This is a genomic window from Psychromonas hadalis ATCC BAA-638 (assembly GCF_000420245.1).
Classification (GTDB): Bacteria; Pseudomonadota; Gammaproteobacteria; order Enterobacterales; family Psychromonadaceae; genus Psychromonas; species Psychromonas hadalis.
In genome coordinates this window covers 1-26,087 of the sequence record NZ_ATUO01000044.1, presented here as the reverse complement: position 1 = coordinate 26,087, position 26,087 = coordinate 1, and the positions used below count along the sequence as shown (strand labels likewise).

Annotated in this window: 21 protein-coding genes, 1 tRNA gene and 4 pseudogenes; all 26 read left to right on the top strand. The window is 35.8% G+C overall.

The genetic code is table 11. The features are described from left to right. Positions 1–323: 323 nt before the first annotated feature. Positions 324–744 (top strand): annotated as a pseudogene (locus G322_RS21695) (IS701 family transposase); the annotation flags it as partial. 33 nt (positions 745–777) lie between these two features. Then, entirely contained in the window at positions 778–1,905 is a 1,128-nt protein-coding gene (wecB, locus tag G322_RS0107530; RefSeq protein WP_022941190.1) for a non-hydrolyzing UDP-N-acetylglucosamine 2-epimerase, read from the top strand. A gap of 11 nt (positions 1,906–1,916) precedes the next feature. Then, positions 1,917–3,194 (top strand): UDP-N-acetyl-D-mannosamine dehydrogenase, encoded by a 1,278-nt coding sequence (wecC, locus tag G322_RS0107525; RefSeq protein ID WP_022941189.1) that lies wholly within the window; start codon positions 1,917–1,919, stop codon positions 3,192–3,194. Continuing rightward, positions 3,194–3,265 (top strand): annotated as a pseudogene (locus G322_RS23295) (NAD-dependent epimerase/dehydratase family protein); the annotation flags it as partial. The gene wecC and the pseudogene G322_RS23295, both read left to right, overlap by 1 nt. Before the next feature lie 460 nt (positions 3,266–3,725). Then, positions 3,726–4,916, top strand: coding sequence for a UDP-N-acetylglucosamine 4,6-dehydratase (locus tag G322_RS0107515; RefSeq protein WP_022941187.1), 1,191 nt, complete (start codon positions 3,726–3,728; stop codon positions 4,914–4,916). A gap of 25 nt (positions 4,917–4,941) precedes the next feature. Beyond that, positions 4,942–6,087, top strand: coding sequence for a LegC family aminotransferase (locus G322_RS0107510; RefSeq protein WP_022941186.1), 1,146 nt, complete (start codon positions 4,942–4,944; stop codon positions 6,085–6,087). 1 nt (position 6,088) lies between these two features. After that, positions 6,089–7,078: a GNAT family N-acetyltransferase gene (locus G322_RS0107505; protein WP_022941185.1), complete on the top strand. Its 990-nt coding sequence runs from the start codon at positions 6,089–6,091 to the stop codon at positions 7,076–7,078. Positions 7,079–7,089: 11 nt separating this feature from the next. Further along, on the top strand, positions 7,090–8,091 hold the full coding sequence (neuB, locus tag G322_RS0107500) for an N-acetylneuraminate synthase (protein WP_022941184.1): 1,002 nt from the start codon (positions 7,090–7,092) through the stop codon (positions 8,089–8,091). Then, on the top strand, positions 8,091–9,257 hold the full coding sequence (gene neuC, locus G322_RS0107495; RefSeq protein WP_022941183.1) for a UDP-N-acetylglucosamine 2-epimerase: 1,167 nt from the start codon (positions 8,091–8,093) through the stop codon (positions 9,255–9,257). Before neuB ends, neuC begins: the two co-directional genes overlap by 1 nt. Position 9,258: 1 nt before the next feature. Continuing rightward, positions 9,259–10,236, top strand: a complete 978-nt coding sequence (locus tag G322_RS0107490; RefSeq protein ID WP_022941182.1) for an aspartate aminotransferase family protein — start codon at positions 9,259–9,261, stop codon at positions 10,234–10,236. Positions 10,237–10,377: 141 nt separating this feature from the next. Continuing rightward, positions 10,378–11,430, top strand: coding sequence for a nucleotidyltransferase family protein (locus G322_RS0107485; RefSeq protein ID WP_022941181.1), 1,053 nt, complete (start codon positions 10,378–10,380; stop codon positions 11,428–11,430). Position 11,431: 1 nt separating this feature from the next. After that, positions 11,432–12,130: an acylneuraminate cytidylyltransferase family protein gene (locus tag G322_RS0107480; RefSeq protein ID WP_022941180.1), complete on the top strand. Its 699-nt coding sequence runs from the start codon at positions 11,432–11,434 to the stop codon at positions 12,128–12,130. Positions 12,131–12,165: 35 nt separating this feature from the next. Further along, on the top strand, positions 12,166–13,413 hold the full coding sequence (locus G322_RS20170) for an oligosaccharide flippase family protein (RefSeq protein WP_022941179.1): 1,248 nt from the start codon (positions 12,166–12,168) through the stop codon (positions 13,411–13,413). Beyond that, the gene (locus G322_RS0107470) at positions 13,413–14,714 is read left to right on the top strand and encodes a hypothetical protein (protein WP_022941178.1); all 1,302 of its coding nucleotides are present in this window, start codon (positions 13,413–13,415) and stop codon (positions 14,712–14,714) included. Before G322_RS20170 ends, G322_RS0107470 begins: the two co-directional genes overlap by 1 nt. Before the next feature lie 32 nt (positions 14,715–14,746). Then, on the top strand, positions 14,747–15,415 hold the full coding sequence (locus G322_RS24530; RefSeq protein ID WP_281166515.1) for a CatB-related O-acetyltransferase: 669 nt from the start codon (positions 14,747–14,749) through the stop codon (positions 15,413–15,415). Further along, complete coding sequence (locus G322_RS0107460) at positions 15,403–16,401, top strand: lipid II:glycine glycyltransferase FemX (protein ID WP_084683704.1); 999 nt, start codon at positions 15,403–15,405, stop codon at positions 16,399–16,401. The genes G322_RS24530 and G322_RS0107460 overlap by 13 nt, the downstream gene beginning before the upstream one ends. Next, positions 16,398–17,417: a polysaccharide deacetylase family protein gene (locus G322_RS20165; RefSeq protein WP_022941175.1), complete on the top strand. Its 1,020-nt coding sequence runs from the start codon at positions 16,398–16,400 to the stop codon at positions 17,415–17,417. The genes G322_RS0107460 and G322_RS20165 overlap by 4 nt, the downstream gene beginning before the upstream one ends. Then, complete coding sequence (locus G322_RS0107450) at positions 17,410–18,591, top strand: O-antigen ligase family protein (protein ID WP_022941174.1); 1,182 nt, start codon at positions 17,410–17,412, stop codon at positions 18,589–18,591. Before G322_RS20165 ends, G322_RS0107450 begins: the two co-directional genes overlap by 8 nt. Continuing rightward, on the top strand, positions 18,588–19,769 hold the full coding sequence (locus G322_RS0107445; protein ID WP_022941173.1) for a glycosyltransferase family 4 protein: 1,182 nt from the start codon (positions 18,588–18,590) through the stop codon (positions 19,767–19,769). Before G322_RS0107450 ends, G322_RS0107445 begins: the two co-directional genes overlap by 4 nt. Continuing rightward, a complete protein-coding gene (locus tag G322_RS0107440) occupies positions 19,766–20,722 on the top strand; it encodes a UDP-glucose 4-epimerase family protein (protein ID WP_028866494.1) in 957 nt (318 codons plus the stop codon). The genes G322_RS0107445 and G322_RS0107440 overlap by 4 nt, the downstream gene beginning before the upstream one ends. 2 nt (positions 20,723–20,724) lie before the next feature. Next, positions 20,725–21,285: a sugar transferase gene (locus G322_RS0107435; protein WP_028866493.1), complete on the top strand. Its 561-nt coding sequence runs from the start codon at positions 20,725–20,727 to the stop codon at positions 21,283–21,285. A 93-nt stretch (positions 21,286–21,378) separates the two neighbouring features. Next, positions 21,379–23,286: a polysaccharide biosynthesis protein gene (locus G322_RS0107430; protein WP_022941172.1), complete on the top strand. Its 1,908-nt coding sequence runs from the start codon at positions 21,379–21,381 to the stop codon at positions 23,284–23,286. A gap of 688 nt (positions 23,287–23,974) precedes the next feature. Then, positions 23,975–25,069, top strand: coding sequence for a UDP-N-acetylglucosamine--undecaprenyl-phosphate N-acetylglucosaminephosphotransferase (gene wecA / locus G322_RS0107425; protein ID WP_022941171.1), 1,095 nt, complete (start codon positions 23,975–23,977; stop codon positions 25,067–25,069). Between the two features lie 115 nt (positions 25,070–25,184). Further along, positions 25,185–25,531 (top strand): annotated as a pseudogene (locus G322_RS22630) (MBL fold metallo-hydrolase); the annotation flags it as partial. Between the two features lie 24 nt (positions 25,532–25,555). Continuing rightward, a pseudogene (locus G322_RS24780) lies at positions 25,556–25,770 on the top strand (MBL fold metallo-hydrolase RNA specificity domain-containing protein). Between the two features lie 241 nt (positions 25,771–26,011). Next, positions 26,012–26,087: transfer RNA gene (locus G322_RS0107405), tRNA-Val, on the top strand.

Sequence of the window (26,087 nt, the reverse complement as noted above, 5' to 3'; positions counted from 1 at the left end):
CAAAACTTACAACGCAGAAGTGAGTTATTTTAACCAGTAAAATAGATTAGCTATTTACTGTAATTGGTATAGTAGAGTCAGTTGAGCAAGCAAGAACATTAAAAGATATTCGTAACGAAATCGCACACGAGTATATTTTAGAAGACCTGTGCTTATTGTTTAACGAAGTTTTACATGAAACAGAACAACTTATTAGATTAAGTAATAAGGCGATTGATTACACAGAGCAGTTTAGGAAATAAGGCCTGTAAGGGGAAGTCAAAATTAAAGGCCTGATGTTTTTTTAAAAGGGTTGGATGTCCTGTCTTTTTCTGTCTTTTTACATTGATTCATTAGATTGGTCAGACACTCCAATCTGCGGTTGGGTAAAAGGAATGGATATTCCCGTTGTTTTACATCGACAAATCTTTAAAAACAAAGATGGCAGTGAAGAGGCATTATATTTGATTAGTAATGATGTTGAGCTAGATAAAGACGCCATAAAAACGATCTATCAAAAACGGTGGAAAGTTGAGGTTTTCCATAAAAACATAAAATCCAATACTGCATTAGCAAAATCACCGGCCAAAACAATCAAGACGCAAAACAACCCTATTTTCATGTCATTGTTAGCCACAGTAAAGTTAGAGTGCTTTTTTTATAAAAAAAGGGCTAACGACATTCGCTTTGAAAATGAAACTTCATATCAAAGCACAAAGAGCAGTAATTGAGGCTTTGCGCCTAGAGCAAGCCTCAACTGCGTAACATCAGTTACTAATAGATGAACAGGCTACAATAATGAAAAAAAAAATTCTAACCATATTTGGTACACGCCCAGAAGCGATAAAAATGGCCCCTTTGGTTGAAGCATTAGCAAATGATAATCGTTTTGATGCCAAGGTCTGTGTTACAGCTCAGCACCGCGAGATGTTAGATCAAGTATTAGAGTTGTTTGAAATAAAGCCTGACTACGATCTAAATATCATGAAGCCTGGTCAAGATTTAACGGATGTTACTTGTGGTATATTACAAGGCTTAAAACCAGTTTTAGAAGTGTTCAAACCTGATTACGTATTAGTGCATGGTGATACTGCAACAACACTTTCATCAACGCTCGCTGCATATTATCAGCAAATTAAAGTAGGCCATGTCGAAGCGGGTTTGCGCACGAATAATATATATTCACCTTGGCCTGAAGAGGGGAATCGCAAGTTAACTGGCGCGTTAGCCAATTTGCATTTTGCGCCAACAGAGGTTTCTCAGAAAAATTTATTACAAGAAAATATTGATGCAGAAAAAATTGTGGTAACAGGTAATACGGTTATCGATGCTTTGCTTGATGTTATTAATAAGTTAGAAACAGATGACGTGCTATCTGAAAAACTAAAAGCACAATTTAACTTTTTAGATGAAAAAAAGCGCCTAGTGTTAATTACTGGTCATCGAAGAGAAAGCTTTGGTGGCGGCTTTGAGCGTATTTGTGAAGCGATATCACAAACGGCAAAAGCCTTTCCTAATGTAGAATTTTTATATCCGATGCATCTCAACCCCAATGTCCGAGAGCCTGTGAATCGCTTGTTAAAAGGCGTAGATAATGTATTTTTGATCGAACCGCAAGATTATCTACCCTTTGTTTATTTAATGAATCGCTCATATATCATATTAACAGATTCAGGTGGTGTACAAGAGGAAGCGCCATCATTAGGGAAACCTGTTTTAGTTATGCGTGATACGACTGAACGCCCAGAAGCGGTAGAAGCGGGCACCGTAATGTTAGTCGGTACAAATGTAGAAAAAATTGTCACTGAATTGACCACGTTATTAACAGATAAAAGCGCATATGAAAAAATGAGTTTTGCACATAATCCATACGGTGATGGTAAAGCTTGTCAACGAATTTTAGATAGATTATTTCAGCAAGATTAAAGAGAATTTTTATGTCATTTGAAACTATTTCAGTTATTGGTTTGGGTTATATCGGTTTACCGACTGCCGCAATGTTTGCTTCACGTAAAAAGAAAGTGATTGGTGTTGATGTTAATCAACATGTAGTTGATACCATTAATCAAGGTAAAATTCATATCGTAGAGCCTGATCTCGATATGATTGTTCACGTTGCCGTAACTGAAGGTTACTTAAAAGCTGTTATGTCACCTGAGCCAGCAGATGCATTTTTAATTGCGGTGCCAACGCCATTTAAGGCATGTAATGAAGGAGGCATTCCTGAACCAGATCTGCGTTATATTGAATCTGCAGCTAAAGCGATTGCACTCGTGCTTAAAAAGGGTGATTTAGTTATTTTAGAATCGACTTCACCAGTTGGTGCAACAGAGCAGATGGCAGATTGGTTAGCGAAAGCGCGTGCAGACCTAAGTTTCCCGCAGCATGCTGGTGAGGATGCTGATATTAATGTCGCGCATTGTCCTGAACGTGTTTTACCTGGGCATGTTGTACGTGAATTAGTTGAAAATGATCGTGTTATTGGTGGTATGTCGCAACGTTGTTCGGAACGTAGTGTTGAGTTGTATAAAACCTTCGTACAAGGTGATTGCGTTATTACTAATGCGCGTACTGCAGAGATGGCTAAATTAACAGAAAATAGTTGCCGCGATGTACAGATAGCCTTCGCCAATGAATTATCGATTATTTGTGATAAATTAGATATTGATGTATGGGAATTGATCTCTTTAGCAAATCGTCACCCTCGCATCAATATTTTACAGCCTGGTCCTGGTGTCGGCGGTCATTGTATTGCCGTTGACCCATGGTTTATTGTTTCTAAAACACCAGAGCAAGCGCAATTAATTCATACTGCACGTAAAGTAAATGATGCAAAACCTGAATGGGTAATTAACAAAGTTAAATTAGCAATTGCGGATTTTTTACAAGCGAATCCGAGCAAAACCGCTTCTGAGGTACGTATTACCTGTTTTGGTCTTGCGTTTAAACCAAATATTGATGATTTAAGAGAAAGTCCGTCCTTAGCAATAGCACAAAAAATTGCAAAAATGCACGCATCAGTGGTTAATTTTGTAGAGCCTAATATATCAGAGTTATCCTCCGCTATTTCTAAAAATGCTCAATTAGTTGAACTAGATGAAGCAACCAATAATACTGATATAGCAGTATTATTGGTAGACCATTCTGAATTTAAATCGGTTAAGGCGTTTTCTTTAGGTACTGTTATTGTTGATACAAAAGGGATTTGGAAGTAATGAAAATATTAATTACAGGTGGTGCTGGCTTTATTGGCTCGGCTGTTATTCGCTATATTATAAACAAAACTTCTTGCCTGTGTTTTTTACCACCAAACCAATTCAACAAGATGAAACTGATGCGTTGAATGCTTTTTTACAAAAAGGGTCCCATAATTATAAATCACTTTTTGAAGACCCTAGCACGAGAACTTTAATCAAGCTGTATTTCAAGATAATACAGGTGGCTTTTCAGAGATGGTTGCAGATAAATATAATTGGACGCACATTTTGGTAGAGGCAAAAGATATTGCTCGAATTAACCCGTGGTTAAAAAGCAAGCAGAAGTTCACCAAGCAAAGCTTTACAATTTATATCCTGTAATTATTACATGATGCTGGTGAGTACTGTTTGTATTCACCAGCAAGTTTTTGTAACTTTCCTTTCATATTTAAGTCGGTAATGATAACTTTCCGGTTTAGTCATATAAATACCATATGGATGCTGATTTGAAATTAGCATCCATAAATAATTAATAGGTAGGTCAACGTAATGAAATCAACTTTATCTCTTATCGGTCGTGAACAAGCACTTTTCTCAAATGATATTAAGATCCATGAAGAAGAGTTGACTAACATCGTTTCAGAAAGCAGCTTTCTTGTTATTGGTGCGGCTGGCTCGATCGGGCAAGCTGTTACTAAAGAGATTTTTAAAAGAAACCCTAAGAAATTGCATGTTGTTGATATTAGCGAAAACAACATGGTTGAGTTGGTTCGAGATATTCGTAGTTCATTTGGTTACATCGAAGGTGACTTTCAAACTTTTGCTTTAGATATCGGCTCAATTGAATATGATGCCTTTATTAAAGCTGATGGTCAGTATGATTATGTATTAAACCTTTCTGCGCTTAAGCATGTTCGAAGTGAAAAAGATCCATTTACTTTAATGCGTATGATTGATGTAAACATATTTAATACGGAAAAAACACTTCTTCAGTCTGTTGCTAAAGGTACTAAAAAATACTTTTGTGTTTCTACCGATAAAGCAGCTAATCCTGTCAATATGATGGGGGCATCCAAGCGTATTATGGAAATGTTTCTAATGCGCCGTAGTGCAGATATTACCATTTCAACTGCGCGTTTTGCTAACGTTGCTTTTTCTGATGGTTCATTATTACATGGGTTTAATCAACGCATTCAAAAACGCCAACCTATCGTTGCACCAAAAGATATAAAACGCTATTTTGTGACTCCTCAGGAATCAGGCGAACTTTGCTTGATGTCGTGCATCTTTGGCGAAAATCGAGATATTTTCTTCCCAAAATTAAGCGAAAAATTACATCTGATCTCTTTTTCTGATATTGCTGTTAGATATTTAGAGCAATTAGGTTATGAACCGTACTTATGTAAATCAGAAGATGAAGCTCGCGAATTAGCTGAAACTCTTCCGGAACAAGGAAAATGGCCTTGTTTATTTACAAACAGTGATACGACTGGCGAAAAAGATTTCGAAGAATTTTTTACTGATAAAGAAACGTTAGATATGCAACGTTTTGAAAACTTAGGTGTTATTAAAAATGAAGCTGATTTTGATGCTGATTTAGTATCGTTATTTGAAAAAGAGATTGGTGAAATGAAATCAGCTAAGGCATGGAAAAAAGAGAAAATTGTTAAATTGTTTTTCAAAATGATCCCTGATTTTGGCCATAAAGAAACTGGAAAATACTTAGATAGCAAAATGTAATGCTTATATTAGGAATAAAAATAAAATGAATAAAAAGTTAATTGATTTTGTTCGCGATACCTACCAAACGAATGATTTTATTCCATTGCATGCACCTACTTTTGCTGGAAATGAGAAGGCATACGTTACAGATACTATAGATAGTACCTTTGTTTCCAGTGTCGGTAAGTATGTAGCAGATTTTGAAAAAAATATTGAAATTTATACTGGTACCACTAAAGCCGTTGCGACTGTAAATGGTACGGCCGCACTACATACTGCATTATATATGGCGGGTGTTAAAGCGGGAGACCTAGTCATTACTCAGGCTTTGACGTTTGTAGCAACCTGTAATGCGTTGTTTCATATGGGTGCAGAGCCAATTTTTGTTGATGTGTCCAAAGTGAGCTTAGGTTTGTGTCCTAAAGCCGCTGAGGAATACCTTGATAGCAACGCAATGCTAAATAGTGATGGTGAATGTATCCATAAAAGCACAGGGCAACGTATTAAAGCGGTTATCCCCATGCATACCTTTGGGCATCCTGTTGAGCTTGATGAATTATTGGCTGTTTGCCTAAAGTGGAACCTTATTTTAGTGGAAGATGCAGCTGAAAGTTTAGGTTCCTTTTATAAAGGAAAACACACCGGCACCATTGGTGATTTTTCAGCGATCAGTTTTAATGGCAATAAAATCATTACCACGGGTGGTGGTGGTATGGTGTTATGTAAAAACTTAGATGATGGTGTGCATACTCGGCATATAACGACGACGGCAAAAGTGCCTCATCCTTATGAGTTTTACCATGATGAAGCAGGCTTTAATTATCGCTTACCAAACTTAAATGCAGCACTTGGTTGTGCGCAAATGGAAATGCTGCCAACGTTCTTAAAACAAAAGCGAGCGCTTGCAGAGCAGTATAAGATGTTATTTTCGGGAAGTGACTTCCAATTTGTAACAGAGCCTGAATATGCTCAGTCTAACTATTGGTTAAATGCCATTATTTGCCCTGATGCTGAAAGTCGTAATTTATTACTTAAAGAAACCAATGAGCAAGGTGTAATGACAAGACCGATTTGGCAGTTAATGCACCGCTTACCGATGTTTAAAAATTCATTGAGAGGTGATTTACGAGTATCTGAATGGATTGAAGCGTATTTAATTAATTTACCAAGTTCACCTGTTGGAGTATGAAGTGACCAATTTTAATATTGAACTAAGTGAAGATACTTATTATAAATGTGATTACTCTGCACTATATACTACAAGTGGCGCTGAAACGTTCTGCTTTGAATATAAAGAAGGTGTACATAAAATAATTTTTCAATCAATAAAAAGAAAAATTAGTGAGGTTGCAGGCGTTAAAATTGAAGGTGATTTCTATGATTTAGAAACTGCATATGGATACGGTGGCCCTGTTTCAAATTGTGATGATGCTATTTTTTTTGCAAATGCTTTTAAAGCATATAAACATGAATGTGCGAGCCAATCTATTGTCTGTGAATTCATTCGCTTTCATCCATTTAACCCCTTATGTAAACATAGCGAACTGTATGACTTTCATTCTCAAGAGAGAACCGTTGTTATCGTTAATCTTGAATTATCAACAGAAGGTCGTTGGGCTAAGTATTCAAAAACAACAAGAAATATTCTACGTAAAGCGAATAAAAAACTACAGCGAGTAAAGGAATCTAATGGATTAGATGATTTTTGTAAGTTGTATGAACTTACCATGAAGAAAAATAATGCTTCTGAATTTTATTTTTTTCAAAAAGAATATTTTAACCAGTTAAATAATGTGTCTGGCGTTGAGCTATTAAGCGTGGAACTTGATGGTGAAACGGTGTCTACTGGCTTTTTCATGCATGGTAAGGAGATTGCACACTATCACTTATCTGCAAACAACTCCGACCTATTACGTGAAAATGGTAATTATGCACTTTTAGATTATGCATTTGAGAATGCGAAAGAAAAAGGCTGTCGCTGGATGATGCTTGGTGGTGGGAGAACATCTGATGAAAATGATAGTTTATTTAAATTTAAGACTAAATTTTCAGATCAAGTATTACCCTTCTATATTGCTGGTCTTGATTTTTTGCCAGAAAAAAGAGCGGAGTTGAATGCAATTTGGAAAACAAATAATAATGATAACAAGCTGAATATGTTTCAGCTTTATAGAATGTAGTGGAGTTTCAGATGTCTAATAAAACGTTTATTATCGCAGAAGCAGGTGTAAACCATAATGGTGATTTTGAGCTTGCAAAGCAACTAATTGATGTTGCTGTTGTGGCTGGTGTTGATGCAGTAAAATTTCAGACTTGGAAAACAGAGTTACTTGTTACTGAAGATGCTGAGATGGCAGAATATCAAAAAGAAAATACGCAAGTTGAAGAATCGCAATTTCAGATGTTAAAGCGTTTAGAGTTGAGTTATTCTGATTTTAGTGCTCTAAAGGCCTACTGTGACAGCAAAAATATTTTGTTTTTATCGACGCCTGATGAGGAGCAAAGCGCAACGTTTTTAAATGACTTACAAAATATATTTAAAATTGGCTCTGGTGAGTTGACCAACACCCCTTTTCTAAGGCATGTCGCTTCTTTTGGTAAACCAATTATATTATCAACAGGTATGGGATATCTTTCTGAAGTCGAGCATGCATTATTTACCTTGGAAAATGCAGGTGTTGCACTGGAAAATATCACTGTATTGCATGCAACAACGGATTACCCAACGGCTCCTGAGGATGTAAACCTAAATGCAATGAATACCATGAAAGATGCTTTTCCTGGTATTTCAGTTGGTTATTCTGATCATACACTGGGAATTGAGGTTCCTGTTGCAGCGGTTGCAATGGGAGCTAAGGTGATTGAGAAACACTTTACGCTTGATAAATCGATGCTTGGACCCGATCACAAAGCGAGTTTAGAGCCTCAGGAACTTAAAGCCATGGTTGATTCCATTCGTAATATTGAACTCGCTTTAGGATCTGGCTGGAAAATACCGACTGCAACAGAAATGAAGAATAGAGATATAGTGAGAAAGAGTCTTGTTGCTGCTTGTGAAATAAACTCAGGTGAAATAATTACTGCCGATATGATAAGTATTAAGCGTCCTGGCAACGGAATTTCACCGACTCGATGGGATGAAATAATTAATTCTGTCGCTAAAAAAAGCTACAGTTTAGGAGACCTCATTTAATGTCTCGTAAAATATGTGTAGTGACAGCCACAAGAGCTGAATACGGTTTATTGAAGTGCCTTATTGATGATATTGTTGATGACAATGAATTAGCTTTACAATTGATTGTTACTGGTACTCACCTGTCTCCAGAGTTTGGTTATACTATTAAGCAAATTAAAGATGATAAGGTCATCATTAATAAGCAAATAGAAATTTTACTGTCATCAGATTCTCCGGTTGGCGTCAGTAAAAGTATGGGATTAGCACAAATTAGTTTTGCTGAAGCTTTTGATGAGTTAAAACCTGATTTAGTACTTGTACTTGGCGATCGTTATGAGTTATTGCCTATTGTCTCAGCCGCTAACATCGCACGTATTCCCGTAGCACATCTAAATGGTGGAGAAATTACTGAAGGGGCGATTGATGAAACGATACGCCACAGTGTGACCAAATTATCTCACCTTCATTTTACCGCTATTGATGAATATGCTCACCGTGTTATTCAAATGGGAGAAGATCCGAGTAGAGTATTTAATGTTGGTGAGGTGGGGCTTGATAACTTTAAGCGTATGTCTTTTCTGAGCAGAGAAGAGTTTGAAGCGTCTATTGAGAAAAAATTAAAACGTAAAAACTTACTGATCACTTATCATCCCGAAACAACGTTATCCCAAGCTTCTATCGAGGCTGATTTCAAAATGTTGTTAGCAGTGTTAGATGAATTAACTGATACCTTACTTATTTTTACCAAAGCAAATGCAGATGTCGGTGGCAGGGTCATCAATGCTTTTATTGATGATTACGTTGAGAAAAATAAAGAAAAATCAGTTGCGTTTACATCTTTAGGCTCGCTGAGGTACTTATCTTCTTTACATTATGTTGACGCTGTTATTGGAAACTCCTCTAGTGGTATTGTTGAAGCCCCAACGTTTAAAGTTGCTAGTATAAATATTGGTGATCGACAAAAAGGGCGGGTAAGGGCTGAAAGTGTTATTGATGTAAGGGCTGATTATCAAGAGGTTACTAACGCATTAATGACTATATATGAAGATGACTATCAAGAGTTATTGAAGAACGTTATTAATCCCTATGGGCAAGGTGAAAGCTCACAGCAAGTTGTGAAAGTGCTAAAAACATTTGATTTAAGCACATTAAAGATTAAGTCATTTTATGACGTAAGCTTTTAATATGTTCCATATTGGGGGAGAGCAAGAACTCGAAAAAAAGCATTATTACAGAGAGATAACCAACTCGGGACGATCTTCATTAAGGCTTATTATTCAGTCCGCAGAACTTCAAGGTAAGCATCTCCTTTTACCAAATTTTCTATGTGAGGTGATTCTTGATGTTTTATTGGAATATGATGTAAAAATTGATTTTTACGATGTTGGTTCTGATTTTGAATTTGAATTACCAAAAAAAATAAATAATTATGACTGTCTTTATTTAATTAAATATTTTGGAATGGCTAATATGTCATTCCAAAATGCAGTGTCCAGATTTTCTAAGTGTCTTATTATTGATGATGTTTTTTCGCCATATCCTCATGTGTTGGAGCGAGGTACGTTATGGTTTTCTTATAATAGCTTAAGAAAAATATCACCAGTGGCAGATTTGAGCCTGCTTTATAGTAATCAACCTATACATAAAGTAGAGCCAAAGATATTGCCATTATTTTCAGACTTGAAATATAAAGCAAAAGGTTTAAAAAGCACTTTTTTAGGGGGTGGGCATGGACATGAAAGTGAATATTTAAACTTATTTCAAGAGGCCGAGCAAGTGTTAGATGCTAGTCGTGGTATATATAGTGCATCTAATGCCAGTTTATTTGAGGCTATTGAATTTTATAGAAAGCTTGATTTTGAAACTAAGATTAGGAAAGAAAATTATCTTCTTTTGAAAAGCTGTTTAGGTGATTTAGTGATGAATGTTAATACTAAATTCTATTCGTTCTTACCTTTGCTATTGCAGAACAGAAATACAATAAAAAAGAAATTAATGCTTGATAATATTTTCTTGGCAATTCATTGGCCTGAAAATAATAAAGTGAGCAATAAAATAAGTAATAAGATTTTATCGATCCCTTTAGATTCTCGCTACGATAAAAAAGACATAGAAAAATTGTGTGATACGCTAAAAAAAATCTGTGATGTGCAATATGATTAAACATATTGCCAACTAATTTAATGTGTTTCTTTGTAATGGTTTAATAACCATTAAATTAAGGGGGCGTAGTGAGTCTGCCAATTATATTGAAAATAAAGTGATGTATAACATATATGCATGATAAAAATAGAAGGTTAAAGAATGAGTCATAATTGGAAAAATATTTTAATAAAAGCTGATTGTTCTGTTCGAAATGCATTAGTTGTTATTGATAAAGAAGCATTGCGTGGTGCAATTGTAATTGATTCTGATAACAAGTTGTTAGGTGTGGTTAGTGATGGTGATATTCGCCGAGGGTTGTTATCGGGGATTTCATTAGATGACTATGTTGAGAATGTAATGAATTCACAACCTATCACAGCAACCACTGATACCAGTAAAGAGCAACTGATTCAACTAATGGAGAGTAAAGAAATTCTCTCAATTCCAATCATAGAAAATGATGTTGTGGTTGGCCTGCAGACGTTACATGAGTCGTTATCTGTATCTAAAGTAGAAAACCCTGTATTTTTAATGGCTGGCGGATTTGGTACTCGCTTAAGGCCTCTTACCAATAATTGTCCTAAACCATTGTTAAAAGTAGGTGATAAGCCTATTTTAGAGATAACGCTGTTAAACTTCATTAAATTTGGTTTTGTGAATTTTTATATATCCACACATTATATGGCAGAAATGATTCAAGATCATTTTGGCGATGGTTCAAAATGGGGGGTGAGCATTACCTATATTCATGAAGATTCCCCACTGGGGACTGGTGGTGCGCTTGGTTTGTTGCCCGATGATCTTCCTGCTTTACCATTGATCTTGATGAATGGTGATATTCTAACAAATATCGATTTTAATAAATTGCTCTCTTTTCATATGCATGAAACGGCTGATGCAACGATGTGCGTGCGAGAATACGAGTATCAAATCCCTTATGGCGTTATTCAAGGTGAGCATGGGAAAGTAACTAGTATGGTCGAAAAACCTATACAAATTTTTCATGTAAATGCAGGGATATACGTTATTAATCAAAGTATTGTTAATGGAGTGAGTGCTGGTACCGTGGTTGATATGCCTACCTTACTTGAGCTAAATATTGCCGAAAAAGGTAAGGTGATGATGTTTCCTATTCATGAATATTGGTTAGATATTGGTCGTATGGAAGATTATCAAAGAGCACAAGCGGATATACATACTTTAGGTTTTTAAGATGACAAAGAATAAGAAGATACTGGCGATTATCCCCGCTCGTGGAGGTAGTAAACGACTACCAAGAAAAAATATTTTACCTTTAGCTGGAAAACCGTTAATAGCGTGGACGATTGAAGCTGCTATTAAAAGTGATATTTTTGATGAAGTGATGGTCAATACAGATAATCAAGAAATTGCGGACGTTGCTGAAAAATTTGGTGCTAAAGTACCTTTTATGAGACCTGAACATTTGGCTAGCGACACCGCTTCAAGTCTTGATGTGATTAAGCACACTTTATTATGGTATCGAGATAAAGGGGTTCACTTCACCGATGTTGTATTGTTACAGCCCTCTTCCCCATTGAGAAATGAGCATGATATTATCGGCGCATGGCAACAGTATATAACTTCAAACGGAGAATCAGTTGTCTCCGTTTGTCCTGTCGAACATCCTATTCAATGGACCTATAAATTACATAATGATTCTTCTTTGAGTTGTCTTTTTGATGATGATGGGAAGCGAAGTCAAGACTACGAGGACAATTATCGTTTAAATGGCGCTATCTATATCACCAAGACAAGTGTAATTTTGGAAAAAAATGAGATCATGTCTAGTCAAAGAAATTGTGCTTATGTCATGGAGGCGTATGGTTCGGTCGATATTGATACAGTGATTGATTTTGATTATGCTTCTTTTCTATTACAACGGAATAAATAAACAGTATAACGCGACTGTAAAGGTTATAAAAAAGCATGTTTAAATCTTCATTTGTTTTCTTGTTTGGCGAAATTTTAAGTAAATTAATGCCATTTTTGTTAATGCCTTATCTCACCAGAGCGTTAGGGGTTGACGGTTTTGGTGAACTTGCTAACAGCTTGGCATATATTGCTATTCTATTGGTTTTTATTAACTGTAGTCAGGATGGCGCATTAGCACGATATTATTATTTTTATGGAAAACGCAGTATTTATACGTTGCTGGCTGTTGGTTATTGTTACTCCCTAATTATCTCTATTTTCATTCTGTTAGTTGGATTATGGCTGAAGGATCTCTACATTGTGTATGGGGCTGCCATCGCACTTAGCCAATCAGTAATGGCAGTGCAACTTGCATTACAACAGTGTCAAAAAAAAGCGATTTCATATGTCACAATACAGTTTAGTCAAAGTTTTATATCTGTAGGGCTTACTTTATTATTATTCTCTTATTATGCTTCTGGATATGAAGAGCGTCTGTTTTCTATTTTAATTGCCAATATATTATCGGCATTAATAGGTGTATGGATAACAAGGTCTAGTACGACAGTAAAATTAAAAATCAGTAAAAAGCAATTTATTTTATTTGGGAAATATATTTTTGGTTTTGGATCTCCTCTCATTATCCATAGTCTGGCATCAGCAGCTAAAGGGCAGTTTGATAAAGTTTATATTGCTCAGGCTTTTAACTATGAAATTTTAGGGGTCTATTCAGCAGGGTTGCAAATTGCGATGGCTGTTAGTGTTGTGTTATTTGCAATAAATAAAGCATTGGTTCCTTATTTTTTTGAAGCATTGAAAGCAAATAAAATATCGATGGCTAATATTAATCAGTGGTTGTTTTTTTACCTTCTATTATGTCCTCTTCCTGCAATATTTGGCTATCTACTTCCTGATGTCGCGTATAATTTTGTGTTAGGTGAAGGCTTTGTAGGAGTGAAATACTATACGGTTGTTTTTTTGTTTGGGTTTTCGTTGATGGGGGCATACCTGATCATGATAAACGTATTGTTTTATTATAATAAAAATAAGGTGATTGCGTTAAGCACGTTGTTATCATCAATTGTCTATATACTTCTCATGTATTTATTTTCCCTCGTGGATGTAAGTTATATCCCATTTTCTTTGATTGTCTCTAACATCGTTATGGTTGCGTTTTTATATGGGTATATTTATAAAAATAAACTGCTTTTTTTTACAAAACAAAGTCTTTCTAGCCCAGATAGCTTAAAGCAGGAAAAATAATGAAAATGAATATATTGACTGCACTGGATAATATTGAAACCTCTAATAATCCAGCTGAGATATTTAAATATAAAAACACGACCTCATGGATAAACATAAAAAATTATTTATATGCTAAATCGTTACCAGATAGTATTAAAGGCGCATCAAGTGAGGGGTACTTCAGTAAAAGTGGTATTTATCTACTTTTTCTGTCTGTTTTTCATTATATAAAACTCATATTTCGCGTACGAATTTCTAATTTGTATGTGGGGGCGGGCTCTGGGTTATTTGAGCATGATGATAAGTCGTTAGATTCTTACTTACCAAGTAATGAGTTGAAAGGTGGTTCATTACTTTATTTATTAAGCGCAGAGCATCCTGAAAAATTAATCCAACACTGTGCTTATTTAAAGAAACATAATATTGTTATCGTTAGCTATTTATTAGCGCCTTTGAAAGTTGTATTCACTAAGCTATTAACAAAGTTTATTAGTATAGAGATACCAGAGGCATTTTTTTATGAACTTGAAAAAAGTGGTGTTTTAGTGACGAGAGCAGAGTTATCAGCGATACACACAAGGTTTATTGTCTCTTATCACCTTTATAAAGTTTTTTTATTGCCTCTGCGTATATCAAAGGCATATGTTGTTTCTGCTTATTCAAATACAGAACTTATTAGTGTTTTGAAAGAAGGGGATATTGAAATAAATGAACTTCAGCACGGCTTAATTGGCAGCACGCATCGAGCATATAATTATAAGTGTCATTCCGCATTATTGCCGACACCAAATAACGTACTGGTTTATAATGAATTCTGGGAAAAAGAGTTGTTTAATGCAGGGTACTATAAATCGAATCAAATTAAAGTAACAGGGCGTTTGAAATATTCTCTGGTTGATTTTGAGTTAACCATGTTAGGAAAAAACTTTGTTGTATTTACAGGGCAAGGTGGTTTTTATGAGGAGATGTTAACGTTATTTCGTGAGGCTGAAGAGATATTATCTAAGAAGAATATTGAATTATTGTACATCCCTCATCCTAACGAAGGTGGAAAGACGTTAGCGATTTTCTGCCAACAGCTAGAAAGCTTATCTTCTGTGCGTGTTTTACTTAATAAAACTTTTACCACAGAACAATATATATATAATAGCCTTGCCCATATATCAGTATATTCATCGTGCCACTTTGATGCCATTCATTATAAGCACAAGACATATGTGTTTGATGTTATGAAAGATAACCCTATGCAATATTATACGTTAAGCTATCCTGATCAATACGTTTGCTTGAAGCAAATGGATGAAAATTTATTTAATTAAATTGGCTTAATTAGCGCAATTGAGGTATGAAATTGTTTAATAGTATTAAAAAAAACGTCTACTTTTTTTGTTTTTTTCTCGTAAAAAAAATAAGATTTCCTTCGGCAACGATATACACTAACTTTGTCATGCCAAATGTAAAACTTGGCAAAGGAGTAGTGTTGCGAGAAAAAGTAAAGGTGCAGTCTGGCGTGAGTATTGGTGATCACACCTTTATCAATGAATACACCCAAATAGATGCGAATACCAAATATATAGGGAAATACTGCTCAATATCTCATAATGTAAAAATTGGAGCCGGCCCGCACCCTCACAATTTTGTATCAACGAGTCCTGTTTTTTATTCCTCAAACAGAGGTTATATTGACTCTAATTTATATGATGAATATAAAGAGAAGGGCTTTACTGAAATTGGTCATGATGTCCTTGTCTATGCGAATGCTATCATTGTGGCAGGCGTAATCATTGGTCACGGAGCAATCATTGGTGGAGGGAGCATTGTAACGCGGGATGTGCCTCCTTATGCTATTGTCGCGGGAGTACCTGCAAAAATAATAGGTTACCGTTTTTCTCCAGATATTATAAAAAAATTGCTTGAATCATGTTGGTGGAATCTTGACATCACATATTTAGCTCACCTTTCAACAACTATGAAAAGCCCCGAGGCTTTTCTTGCAGAGATCGAAAAATGTCGTCAGTGATAATAAAAAATATATTAAGCCAGTCAGATCTTACCTCTCTAATGGATATGGAATTACCTGTATTTGCTAAGGAGGGTTACCTTAAAGCCAAATCATCAAGTTTTGGCTGGTTAGTTTCTGATTCGTTTATTCTTCCGTATATCATCGTTAAAAAACTAATTTTTAAACGTTTAATATTTACATCTACTCCAATTCGTTTGCTGAAAGCATCTGATGAGCAGGAAGCGTTATTTCTTTCTGAAGCAATTAACTTTCTCAAAGAAAATAAGCTTTGTGATTTTATCGGTAAAGCCCAATCTAATTGTGTATTTAAAAATGTGCCGGAACATATTAGTACGGTTCCATGGGGGAGTTATTTACTTGATTTGACAAAGTCAGAAGATGAAATAATATCGGGTTATCATAAAAAACATCGAAATGTCGTTAAGAAAGCAGAGAAAGAGGGGGCATCAGTCGTTTTTAATGATTCAATTGATGTCGTTTACAATAATATAAAAGAAACACTGGATCGTCAAAATGCACCCTACTTTCCTTCCTTAGATTTTCTAACTAACTTAAAAAAAGATATTCCCGATAATTTGTTATTGGCATCTGTCTACCAAAATGAAATTCTACAGGGGACTGCGGTGATATTGTTTGATGGAGAGTGTGGTTATTATCTTTATGGTGGAAGCACACCAAGGCCGGCAACAGGTAGTGTTAATTATCTACAACATCGAATTATGCTTCACTTGAAATCATTAGGATTATCAAAATATGATTTCGTTGGTGCCAGAATAACTGTTCAGCCGGGCTCAAAGTTTGAGGGAATTCAACGTTTCAAATCTCGCTTTGGTTGTCAGCTTGAGACTGGTTATGCTTTTAATGTGATATTTTCACCCATAAAATTTAAATTATATAATTTCACCGCTAAATTATATTTGCGTCTAAAGGGAATTGAATATAAAGATCCTATCGAAGAATTACTGAAAGTGCCTAACAAATGAATATATTTTTAACGTTCGATTATGAGCTTTTTTTCGGGAAAAAAAGTGGCTCATTAGAAAAAAGCATATTGGAACCGACTAATGCGTTGCTTGATATCCTAGATAAGCATAATGCGAAAGCAACATTTTTTGTTGATTCAGGCTATTTGATAAAACTCAAAGAATACAGTGTAAAAGATGATAAGTTAAAGCAAGATCTTGTTGCTATTTCTAGTCAAATTAAAAAGTTGTCTTTAAATGGACACAGCATTCAACTGCATATTCACCCTCACTGGGAAGATGCTGTTTATGAAAATAATGAATGGATATTTGATACTACTCGTTTTACTTTAAATGATTTCAGTGGATCAGAAGTTGATCGTATCGTCTGTGATTATAAAGATGTATTAACAGAAATAACCCATAAACCCGTATTTGCATTTCGTGCTGGTGGATGGTGTATTCAACCTTTTTCACATGTTGCTTCTGCAATGAAAAAACACGGTGTGTGGCTAGACAGTACGGTATTTTATGGCGGTGCTTATAATTCAGAAAATCATAGTTTTAACTTTAAAGATGCACCTTACAAAGATATTTGGCCTTTTAATCAAGACCTTTTGAAAGAGACTGAAAAAGGGGACTTTATAGAGCTACCAATATCGTCCCATAAAATAAAACCATGGTTTTATTGGAAATTTCTATTTATTAAAATATTTAAACAGCGTAAACATCAATATATCGGTGATGGCACGCCTATTGGAGCAGGGAAGCAAGATATTATTAAAATGCTAACTCAATCTTCGTATGGCGTAGCTTCTGTAGATGGTTATAAAATAAGTTATCTAAAAATGGCATTTAAATTATATATCCAGAAGAGTTCTGAGCATTTTGTCTTAATTGGCCACCCTAAAGCATCTACAGCATACTCCTTAAGCAAGTTAAGTTCTTTTGTTGCCAAGCATTGTGATTTACATAAATTCATTAGTGTCGCTGAGCCTACCTTTATTGCCTCACTAAGTAGAAAAAGAAATGATTAAGAATATTTCAAATTTTAGCCGTCTATCAATACTTTTTTTGGTTTACTTATCCACTCTGTACGGCTTTACCAACCATGTTATTCTTTTAACGGTTCCTATTATCATTCTTAATTTGAACAAGCTAAAAATAACTAGTAATACTGAAATTTCTTTTTTGATCATACTCATGATTTCTTTTGTCTCTATTGGGAATAATTTGCATTACACCAGTGTATCTGGCGAGATGCTTGGTATTCCTTATATCCCTTTAATATTATTAAGTTTTTTCATTGCTCAATTTTTTAATGAAAAAGTCATGAAGTATTTATTAGTGTTAATAGCACTAGAAATTGCAGTGGCTTTTATCGAATATACATTAGGTATTACGTCCATTTTTAAAGGTAACCCCAACTACGCTGAGTTTAGTGGTCAGGCTTTGTATTATCGTAAAGTGGCGGGGCTATCTGACTCGTCCTCTGTGCTTTCATATAAAGCATTAATTGGGCTTTTTATCGTTCATTTCTCAAATTTAAGAGCAAACCATAAAAAAATATTGTATGCAGTTATGGTAGCTGGTGTTGTATTTAGTTTTAATCGTACCGTCATTATATCTGCTTTATTATTTTTGTTATTTGTAAATTTTGCATATATTAAGTCGTTTTCTAAAAAGCCATTGGTTCTCATGAGTATTCTATTTGCTTTAGTTGTCAGTGTTATTTTTGTTTTTCCGTTAGCAAGTGAATACTTAATGACACAATTATCGAGAGGGGATGCGAGTAGGGGGGTAGATTTATCTTCGCGTAGTTATATTTGGTTTGAATATTGGCAGCTAATTAAAGAAAGCCCATTGTTTGGCTCTGGATCCTATAAAGTGTTTGTAACTATTCCCGTTACAGGCTATGAAGGCCATCCATTTCATGCACACAACTCTGTATTAATGTTATTAGCGACACAAGGTATCATTATCTCTACACTGTATTTTATTTTAATTGCTATTAACGTGACTAAAAGGAATTTTATTTATATCGCCTCAATCTTTATTTATTCAATGGCACAATATGGTGTTTTTTGGGGGATTTCATTTTTAGATGTTATGCTCTTTTATTTCTTATTTGACCCTTTGTTTAAAATCCAAAAGGGAAGAATGCGAGCAAATAACACTACAGTTAATTCGAGTGTTGAGAGGTTAAGTTGAAAATATTAATTTTGTCATTTTATTACAAGCCAGATCTTTGCGCAGGCTCATTTCGTTGTACTGCATTAATTGATGAACTTAAAAAAATTAAAGGTTGTGAAATAGAATTAATAACAACGATGCCAAATCGTTATTCATCTTTTGAGGTGAAAGCACTCGAATTTGAGCAAAATGGCCCTCTTACAATTCATAGGATTCCATTGCCTTCACATAAAAGTGGAATGCTAGATCAAATTAAATCTTTTGCTACCTACTATAATCAAGCTAGGAAAAAGACACGAAAAAATGATTATGATCTGGTTTTTGCAACGAGTTCTCGTTTGTTCACCGCTTTTCTTGGAACACGCATCGCGACTAAAAAAGATATCCCGATATACCTTGATATTCGCGATATATTTGTAGATACCATTAAAGATGTATTGTCCCCTAAACTTGCATTTTTTATTAGGCCTCTGTTTTCAATTGTTGAAAAATATACATTTAGAAAATCTTTACGAATAAATTTAGTTTCAAAAGGTTTTTTAGATTATTTTTCTCAACGGTTTCCTTGTGCTGAACTTCGATTTTTTACGAATGGTATTGATGAAGAGTTTATTGATTTACCCACGGCAAAGCTAAGTGATGCAAGTGCGAGAAAAATCAAAATATTATATGCAGGAAATATAGGAGAGGGGCAAGGTTTACATAATATCATTCCTAAGCTTGCTAAGGCGTTATCTGGTCAAGCAGAATTTGTTGTTATAGGGGATGGAGGAAGAAGAATACAACTTGAAAGTGAGCTAATGAATGATACTAATAATGTAACACTGCTACCCCCTATGGGACGAGGTGAATTAATTGAGCAGTATCTTCAAGCCGACATTCTTTTTTTGCATTTAAATGATTACCCTGCTTTTAAGAAAGTACTCCCCTCTAAAATATTTGAGTATGCTGCAATGGGTAAGCCAATATTGGCAGGTGTTAGTGGGTATTCGGCCTCTTTTTTACGTGATAAAGTGTCTAATGCTCAGGTGTTTAATCCTGTAGATATTAACGGTGCTGTTTCTGCATTTAATAAGTTAGATATTGTCCATACGCCAAGAAATGAATTTATTGAAAAGTATAGACGTCGTTCAATAATGAAAGAGATGGCATTAGATATTGTCAATATCTTTGAAAGCAATAGGATTAAAAAGTGAAGTTACTATTAACGGGCGCAACAGGTTTTGTAGGTAAAGAAGTACTTAATGTATTAAAGGTAACTGAGCTAAGTGTATTGGGGCGTAGGTTACCTAAATCAGATAAGGCACTCTGTTTTTTTCAATATAACATTTGTGCCACTCAAAACTATATAAATGCATTACTTTCTGTAGACATTATTATCCATTGCGCGGCCCGAGTCCACATCATGGATAATTCATCAAATAATTCTTTAGAAGCATTCCGTGAAGTAAACACCCACGGAACGCTTAACTTAGCCCAGCAAGCTGCTGATGCGGGCGTAAAACGTTTTATCTTTATTAGCTCGATCAAGGTTAATGGCGAATCAACTGAACTTGGCAAACCTTTTAAACCAGATGATACCTATATTCCAACAGATCCTTATGGTTTAAGTAAATACGAAGCTGAAATTGGTCTGCGTAAAATCGCTAGCGAAACCGGCATGGAAATTGTGATTATTCGTCCACCTTTAGTTTATGGCCCTAGTGTAAAGGCTAACTTTGCTTCTATGATGAAGTGGGTAAACAAAGGTGCGCCTCTACCGTTAGGTGGGATCAAAGAAAATAAGCGTAGCTTAGTGTCGGTTGATAACCTTGTTGATCTCATTGTTACTTGTATTGAGCACCCAAATGCTGCCAACCAAACGTTTTTAGTCTCAGATGATGACGATGTTTCAACGACTGGTTTATTAAAAAATATGGCAACGGCATTGAATGTACCTAATCGATTAATCCCTATTCCAGCATCATGGTTTAATATAGCGAGCAAATTAATCGGTAAACCAGCCATCGCACAACGCTTGTGTGGATCGTTACAAGTGGATATATCTAAAACTAAAGAACGATTAAACTGGACACCTCCATATAGCAGTGCTGAATGTATGAAAAAAACAGCAGATGCTTTTCTTAATGATTTAAAGAAAAAGAAATAATTATGAATAACTTACTAATCCGCATCCTCGACTTTTTAATGGCTTTCTTTGGCCTAATTGTTACCTTTCCCATTTTATTGATCGTGACTATTATCGGTTACTTTGATACTGGCTCTCCTATTTTTATCCAGCAACGTGTAGGTAAAAACAAAAAACCATTTAACCTTATTAAATTCCGCACTATGTCGGTTGATACAAAATCGGTAGCAAGTCATTTAGCAAGTAGTGCGTCAATTACTAAGTTGGGTGGTTTTTTACGTAAAACAAAAGTTGATGAGTTGCCACAACTTATTAATGTTTTAAAAGGTGAAATGAGCTTTGTTGGGCCAAGGCCTAACCTGTTTAATCAAGAAGAGTTAATTGCCGAGCGTGATAGTCGTGGTGTTTATAATGTATTACCTGGGATTACTGGGCTTGGGCAGGTCAGTAATATTGATATGTCGACCCCTAAGTTATTAGCAGAAACAGATCTAAAAATGATTGAGTCTCTATCAATTAAAAACTATTTTAAATATATAATGCAAACGGCCACAGGCAGTGGTTCTGGTGACGCTGTAAGCTAATTCACAGATTTGACTAAAATTTTATGATACTATTTAAAGCCCTGTATTTATGCAGGGCTTTTCTATTTTAGCCTCCAAGGACTACAAACTTAAATGAACTCTTTTTTTTCCATCCCCCGTGTCTATAAACGTGTGATTAGTGTTTTTGCCGATTTTTTGTTTATCTCAATCTCTTTTGTTGGCGCATTCTATACCCGTTTAGGCGATTTAACGCTTTTTTATAAGAGTGAATATACCCACCTGCTATTGTTGCTTATCGTTAGCACGTTATTCCTCTTTATGCGGGTAGGTCTGTACCGTGCCATATTGCGTTATTTAAGTGTTCATGCTCTATTTACCATTATTTTGAGTTGCCTTGCCTCAGCGGGTGGGTTGGTTGTATTTGGTTATTTCACTGACATATTCATTCCTCGTTCAATCCCTATTATTTATGCTACCTTTCTTATTTTTCTTTGTGGTGGTGCGCGTTTATTAGTGCGCATTTCTGTTTATGAACAAAAAAGTCGTAAAAAAGAGCGCACGCTTATTTATGGTGCGGGTGAGTCGGGACGGCAACTACTTAACCTATTACGCCAAGGTGATGAGTTACACCCTATTGCATTCATTGATGATGAAAAAAAACTGTTTAAAACCGTTGTTAATGGCTTAACCGTTTATAATCGTAAAAATTTAGCAACACTGATTAAACGCAAAAGAATTGGCAAAGTCTTACTCGCGATGCCAAGTGCAACACGCTCTGAACGAAAAGTCATTATTGATTCGCTCGTTGAGCTTCCTGTTGAGGTGTTATCTATTCCACATTTTGAAGAACTGTTAAATGGAACGGCGACAGTTGATCAGTTACGTGATGTACCGATTGAAGATCTGCTTGGACGTGATGCAGTCGCAACAAAACCTGAACTATTAGGTAAAAATATAAAAAATAAAGTAGTAATGGTAACAGGAGCGGGGGGCTCAATAGGATCAGAGCTTTGTCGTCAAATACTACAGCAAAATCCTCATTCTTTAGTTCTATTTGAGCTTTCTGAATTTGCGCTTTATCAAATAGAGAAAGAGTTGAGTGAGATGGTGACTAATCAGCAATTAAATGTTGAGATAGTGCCTTTGTTAGGCTCTGTACAGCGTCAGCATCGTTTAGAAATGGTACTAAAAAGTTTTAAAGTGCAAACGTTATACCATGCGGCCGCTTATAAACATGTGCCTTTGGTTGAATATAACGTGGTTGAAGGGATAAGAAATAATGTCTTTGGTACCTATTACACTGCTTTGGCTGCAATTGAGGCTGAGGTTGAATCTTTTGTTTTGATTTCAACCGATAAAGCGGTGCGACCAACTAATGTAATGGGAACGACCAAACGAATGGCTGAGCTTGCTTTGCAATCTTTAGCCACTGAAAAACATAATACCCGTTTTTGTATGGTACGTTTTGGTAATGTGTTGGGATCATCTGGCTCTGTTATTCCGCTGTTTAAGTCTCAAATTGCCGCACAGGGACCGGTGACAATCACTCATCCAGATATTACTCGTTATTTTATGACCATTCCTGAAGCTGCTGGTCTGGTCATTCAAGCGGGTGCAATGGGTAAAGGCGGAGATGTTTTTGTTCTTGATATGGGTGAGTCTGTACGCATTGTTGATTTGGCGACAAACTTAATCAAGCTTTCTGGCCTAGAGGTTAAATCAGAAGATAACCCATTGGGTGATATTGAAATTAAATTTACAGGTTTGCGCCCTGGTGAAAAACTTTTTGAAGAGTTATTAATTGGTGATGATGTGATGGATAGTGAGCATGAACGCATTATGCGTGCCAATGAAAGCTACCTGCCTTATGTTGAGTATAAACAGATATTAGCGAGCTTAGATGCAGCTTGTCATCTGTTTGACCATGAAGCGATCAGGGAGATACTTTTAGCGGTACCTGCTGGATTTAATCCAACTGATGGTATAGGTGATCTGGTTTGGAAGGCTAACCAGAAAGATCTGGACATATATGGACGCTAACTCGTTGTCAAGACGAACAAATCTAGAACATAAAAATAATATTATATTCGTCATGACATGAACTCTAAAATCCCCGTACTAACTTGTTTGCGATTACTTGACTCATTGGTTTACTGAAGTAAACCGTTCTGACATATATTCGGGCTATGGACTAAATCCCATGCTCCTGATGAGTTGTGAACCAGACTACCAATGATAAAAATACAACCAAGCGAGCTATAAGCCCGTGTTCCAAGTTGGTTTCATTCTGGTCGGCGAGAGCCTTTTATTTTCATCTTACAAACAACAAGTATGTAGTGGATATTTATGATGGAGATGAATTTTTCCCACAAATGTACAAGGATCAGAGCCAACGTAGTACTGCTCAATTACTAATGTGATTTGTTAATTTTTTTGCATCTATAATTCATCACCCCCGTTGAAATGACAAAGAATAATGAAGTTCCTCCCTGTTTTATTCTGATTTTTCTAATTCAATCAGCTTAAATACTCTCAATTTTACGGTGAATGTTGTAATATCACTCAATTCTTAGTACAAATTCATCTAATTTAATGACTAAACCTACGTAGATAGGTTACATCAATAGTGGTATACAGTTTTTTTATATTCTCTCTATTTGTCGTGTCGTACTTTTATTAAAATACAGTAAAATACGTATACAAGAGAATTTTATTTTTAGAGATTTTTATGTTAGCTATCATTGTAGATTTAACCTTTATTTTCTTATTTGCTTTGGCAATGCTTTTTTCGTTAAGAAAAGTTGCCAGACATCCCGCAATTGGCTTGGTTGATAAACCAAATGAATGTAAGCATCATCAAGGTGCTGTGCCGTTAGTAGGAGGGATTTCAATCTGTTTGTCCGTCCTCTATTTTTTATATAATAATCAATATTTTTTCCCCCATTCCGACTTGTATTCTATTAGCATTGTTATCCTTGTTGGTATGGGGGTGCTCGACGATAAATTTGATATCAGTGTTAAACTACGTATGTCGGTTCAGGCGGGTTTAGCTGTTGTGATGATAAATTTGGCCAACATACAGTTGATTGAATTAGGTGATATGTTTGGGTTTGGTTATATTGTGTTACCTAATATTGCAGGGAAAATAATCACTGTTTTTGCGGTGATTGGTGCGATTAACGCTTTTAATATGGTTGATGGTATTGATGGATTACTGGGGGGGCTTGCATCGGTTACTTTTGCTGCTTTAGGTTTTTTGTTTATGCAACACTCGTTATCTAATTACGCGTATTTATGCACTGTTTTTATTGTGGTTATTTTGCCATATATCCTTTTTAATTTGGGGTTCTTTGGTCGTACTCGTAAAGTGTTTATGGGGGATGCGGGCAGTATGCTTATTGGTTTTACCGTTATTTGGCTGTTAATTTCAGGCTCTCAGTCTAATATTCAGGAAAATATCTTGCGCCCAGTGACTGCTTTATGGCTTATCGCATTGCCACTTATGGATATGGCCTCGATTATGTTTCGTCGTGTTCGTCGAGGAGATAGCCCTTTTAAACCCGATAGAGAGCATCTACATCATATATGCCAACGTCTTGGACTTAATTCAACGCAAACGTTATTGGCTATCTGTAGTGTCTCTCTTCTTTGTGCCAGTATTGGTGTACTCGGTGAAGTCTTTAATGTGCCAGAGGCGATTATGTTCTATCTTTTTATCACCTTTTTTATTATTTATAGCATCTTACTGAGTAATATATGGAAAGTTGTAAAAAGAGTCAGAGGTATGAAACGTTTATCACGCATGAAACGTCTCCACCATTAACGAATTGTTTGATGGCGTGAAAGTTTTAGCTTTTTCATAATAAGTACAGTTAAATTATATTTATAAACAGTTCAGTATGGGTGGTGTTTTTTAAATTCAGTGTGAAAGAGGAACTATGGAAATAATTCATCATGGTGCTGTTAAAGGCACCACTGGCTCTTGTCATCAGTTACTTATTGATACTGAAATGATTGTGGTTTATTCCAAGGCGCTGAAACAGTGGGTGATTCATTAACGATTAGCTTTGATATATCGACTGTTCAGGCATTGATTGTGACACATTGCCATATCGACCATGTTGACCGAATCCCCTATTTGTTAGCTGCTGGTTTTGATGGGCCTATTCTTGCTACAGAAGCGACAATAGCACTATTGCCACTGGTTATTGAAGATGCCCTAAAAGTGGGTGTTACTCGAAATCGTTCTATCGTTAAAGCCTGTTTGTCACGGTTAAAAAAACAACAATATGGCCTCAGTGGTGGTTATGTGTTTATTGAGGATGAAAAATATTATGTAAAAGCGGAGGGGCATACTCTCTCTGGTTATTCGGCGCATGCAGACCAAGCTAATTTACTTAACTTTGTGAAACGTATTCGCCATCGCCTGAAAAGGTAATTATTGTGCAGAGTGATGATGAAGCAAAACAAACGTTAGCTAATCGGCTTGAGCAAAAGGGAATAAAAGCGGTGATTGGGGTATAAGTAGTCGTGTTTATTTTATACTTTAAAGTTAACTTTTTGGCTATCACGAGAAGGTGACCTTATTTATCTGCGCTTGAACTGCTTGAATGCTCGCCTTTGTGCAGGCATTATCACCATGTTGCTTAAGAGTTAAGCTGTCGTGAAAAAGATTGCTACAAAGTGCTTGCATGAACCAATTAGGTTCTATATTATTCGCCTCGTCTTCAAGGCAACTGCCTAAAAGACAATGTTAAACTGAATTGGGCGATTAGCTCAGTTGGGAGAGCACCGCCCTTACAAGGCGGGGGTCACTGGTTCAAGCCCAGTATCGCCCACCA